Origin of the sequence: Streptomyces tricolor (genome assembly GCF_002155905.1) — a bacterium.
Lineage (GTDB): Bacteria > Actinomycetota > Actinomycetes > Streptomycetales > Streptomycetaceae > Streptomyces > Streptomyces tricolor.
Window position 1 is genome coordinate 1 of sequence record NZ_MUMF01000789.1, and the last position, 3465, is coordinate 3465.

3 protein-coding genes are annotated in these 3465 nt (G+C 72.4%); 1 reads left to right on the plus strand and 2 read right to left on the minus strand.

Going from position 1 to position 3465, the window contains the following annotated elements; translation table 11 throughout:
- Positions 1 to 18: 18 nt before the first annotated feature.
- Both CCN44_RS39560 and CCN44_RS39565 read right to left on the minus strand, forming a co-directional pair.
- Positions 19 to 1059, minus strand: a complete 1041-nt coding sequence (locus tag CCN44_RS39560; protein ID WP_059256336.1) for a vWA domain-containing protein — start codon at positions 1057 to 1059, stop codon at positions 19 to 21.
- A 506-nt stretch (positions 1060 to 1565) separates the two neighbouring features.
- Positions 1566 to 2618: a ScbA/BarX family gamma-butyrolactone biosynthesis protein gene (locus CCN44_RS39565; protein WP_237482885.1), complete on the minus strand. Its 1053-nt coding sequence runs from the start codon at positions 2616 to 2618 to the stop codon at positions 1566 to 1568.
- A 131-nt stretch (positions 2619 to 2749) separates the two neighbouring features.
- Between CCN44_RS39565 and CCN44_RS39570 the strand changes: the two genes are divergently transcribed.
- Positions 2750 to 3373 (plus strand): ScbR family autoregulator-binding transcription factor, encoded by a 624-nt coding sequence (locus tag CCN44_RS39570; protein WP_059256338.1) that lies wholly within the window; start codon positions 2750 to 2752, stop codon positions 3371 to 3373.
- The last annotated feature ends 92 nt before the right edge of the window (positions 3374 to 3465 follow it).

A 3465-nucleotide genomic window follows, 5' to 3' on the forward strand; every position in this document is an offset into this window, starting at 1 on the left:
CCCCCCGGGGGGCGGGTCTCAGAGCATGAGCAGCAGGCGTGTGTTCGCCACGAGCTTGCGGTTCACGCTGGTGCTCTGCACGAAGATGGTGAAGTCGTCGTTGTGGTCCGGCTTGACGCGGACTTCGACGTCCGGCAGGCCGAGCAGGGCCCGGGCCTCGGGCCCGGTGTAGACGCGGTCCGTCTTCTTCTCCAGCACCGCGATCTGCTTGCGCGCCTGGATCTTCTCCGACTTGCTCAGCTGGTAGAACGCCCCGCCGGTGCGGTAGGTGTGCCCGCTGGCGACGACCCAGTCCCGGATCGCCGCCTCACGGGCCACCGGGAGCAGCTGGTACGTCGAGGGATCCGCCGGGGTGAGGCCGGCCGCCTCGATGGTGTCCTTGTTGACCGCGTCCGCGCCCACGGAGAACACCGCCCGCGATCCCCGGATGCCCTGGGTGCGGCCCACCATGAACTTCTCGGTGGCCAGCTGGATGACCTGCCCGGCCTCCTCCAGCCCCTGCGTGCTGGTGGCGTCCCAGATGGCCACGTTGTCCTTCGGGAAGCCGCACTGGATGGCCTCGCGCCGGCCCATCTGGTCCGGCACCAGCACGGCCAGTGTCCAGTTGTCCGCCTGCGTCTCTATCATCTCGGCCACCGCGCCGACCAGTTCCCGCGGATCCCTGGCCGGGGCGTCCGGGCAGCGGTGGCTGGCGTTCTCCTGCCCGTCGGTCAGCACGAACGTCAGGAAGCTGTGGTCACCGTAGAGCTGGGCGGTCTGCGCCAGCTCCCGCTGGGACTTCAGCGCGGCCGCCAGCAGCGCCGTCATCCCCCCGGCCCGGTACAGCTGCTTCAGCGACGGCATGCGCAGCACGTCCTTGTCGTAGATGACGCACTCCACCGTGTCCGCGAAGACGTACACCGTGACCCGGGTCTCCTGGTCCAGTTCCCTGGAGCGGCGGGCGAGATAGGCGATCTGCTGGTCGGCGACCTCGACGACCTTGCGGCTCAGGTGCGACATGGACGAACTGGCGTCCAGCACGAGAGCGACGTGGTTGATGTAGTTCTGGCTGGTGGACATGACGGTTCCCCCTCTTCCCGGCTCGATGTGCCTACTGTCGCACCCGCCACTGACAATCGATCATGGCTTCCGTCCCGGCCGGGGACCGCGCAACCGGCGGCCGCCGCGGCCCGGCACCGCACACACCGCCCGCCGACCGCATGCCCCGACGCGGCCAGGTGGCCGGACGAACGGCCCTACCGCCGCAGGGGAACCGGGTGCCGCCGCCGCGCACCTCGGGGCGCCCGGCGGCGGCACCGCCGCAGGGGCCTGCCGGAGGGGCCCGCCGGAGGGGTGTCCGCCCGGGGGTGCCCGGGCCGCCGGGGATGCCGTACCGGGAAACCTCCCCGCGGCCGCGCCGGTCCCGCGGGCCGGACCCCATGCGCGCCCCGGGCATGCCGACAGCCGCGGAGACCGCCCGCACCCCAAGGCGGTCTGCGCGGCTTCCGCGGCTTGCCCCACGGGTCCGGCCGGTGCGCCCCTCGCGCCGCCCTGACCCTGTGTCACCACCAGGCCCGGTGCCGGGATCAGCCGGCCCGGCCCCCCGTGGCAGGCGCCGGTGCGACGGCCCCCACAGCCTCCCGGCCGGCTTCACCCGGCGAGCGCGGCACCTCGTCCGACGGCCCGAGCGGCCCGAGCTGCCCCAGCGGCCCCAGCGGTTCGAGCCCGTCTGGTGGGAGCGGGCGGGGCGATCCCGCCGCCGGGACCGGCACGGCCTGGACCGTGACCTCACCGCTCAGGCAGGGCGCGCCCGACTGCTCGATGACGGCCCGCAGCACGTTGCGGCGCAGGGGCCGCACCGAGACCCAGGCCGCTTCGTCCAGTTCCACCCACTTCTCGAAGGACACGGACATCGCCGTCACCATGGTGTCCGTGGCCGGGTAGGTCGCGTGGGCGGCCTGGCGCAGGGCTTCCAGCAGCAGCATGCCGGGAGCGTGGTCGACCGGGTGGTCGAACAGGACGGCGTGGTCCAGATCGACGCGCAGCTGCCACCGGCCGGCGTGCTCGGTGCGCGCCAGGACCACGTTCTCGGGCAGGAGGTGTCCCACCGTGCCGGGCAGCAGGCCGGGCGGGAGCGGCACGGCCCGCAGGTGCTTCGCGGCGAGCCCGTGCTCGCCGCGCAGCCGCCGGTAGACGGCGGGGGAGTGGTTGGTGAAGCGGGTGCTGGCGCTGCCGACCGGGCGGCCGTCCAGAAGGGCCCGGGCGTGCATGGTCATCGAGACCAGGCAGCCCTTCCTCATCCGCACGTCCCGGCACGTGACGTCCAGCACGACATCGGCCGGGCCGGGCGGGACCAGCATGCCCGGCGGCTCGACCTCGAAGCTGAAGTCGTCCCAGACCAGATGGCTGCCGAAGGGCACACCGTAGGCGGTGTGCGACAGCAGCGGGAACGTCTGGCGGACCGTTTCGACGAACAGCAGCGGGTCGAAGCGCCGGTTGCGGGACGCGTAGAAGGTGTGGAAGCGCGGCCACCGGGCGCGGACGGTGTGCCGGTCGCGGCCGTGGGTGGTCCAGTCGGTCAGCAGCACCTCGTGGGGCGCGTGCTTGTGGACGAGTTCCCGGGGAACCGTTCCGGTCACCCGCGCTACGTCGTGTCCTAAGCCATAAGAGTTGGACATGCCAGCCCTTTCCCCCTGAACGGACGGTCAGCTCGGCAGCAGTGCGGCTAACATAAAGTACGTTATCTATGTCTGTCGAGGAGTGATCGCGGGTGCCAACTGCCAACAGGGAGCGAGCCGCTCGGACCCGACAGAGGATCCTGCTGGCCGCGGCCGAGGTCTTCGACGAGACCGGTTACGAGAGGGCGGCGGTGACCCAGATCGTGGAACGGGCGGGGCTCACCCTCGGCGCGCTGTACTTCCACTTCGGTTCCAAGCAGGGCCTCGCCGAAGCACTGATGAACGCCCAGCCGGCGACGATAGAGCCCCACCTGGACTCGACCGGGCTGCAGCGCCTGGTGGACATCACCCTGGTGTGGGCGGACCGCATGCGGCGCGACCCGATCCTGCGCGCGGGCGTCCGTCTCGCCGTCGAGCAGGGCAGCCACGGCATGAACGACGCCTCCTCCTTCGAGGAATGGCGCTCGCTCATGCGCGACCACCTCGACGTCGCCCGGAAGGCGGGGGAGCTGCGCGAGGGCGTCGACCCCGACCGGGTGGCCCGTTTCGTCGTCGGCGCCTGCACCGGCATGCAGGTCTACTCCCAGCTCGCCACCCAGCGCGCCGACCTCATCCAGCGCGTGTGCGACATGTGGGCGCTGCTCCTGCCCGGCATCGCCTCGGCGCCGGTGGCGGACGGCATCCAGGCCGGCCCCGAGCGCGTGCCCGCCTCATGACCGCGACGGCAGCCGACCCCCGGCACACCGACCCCCGGCACACCGACCCCCGGCACACCGACCCCCGGCACATCGTGCTGACCGGGGCCACC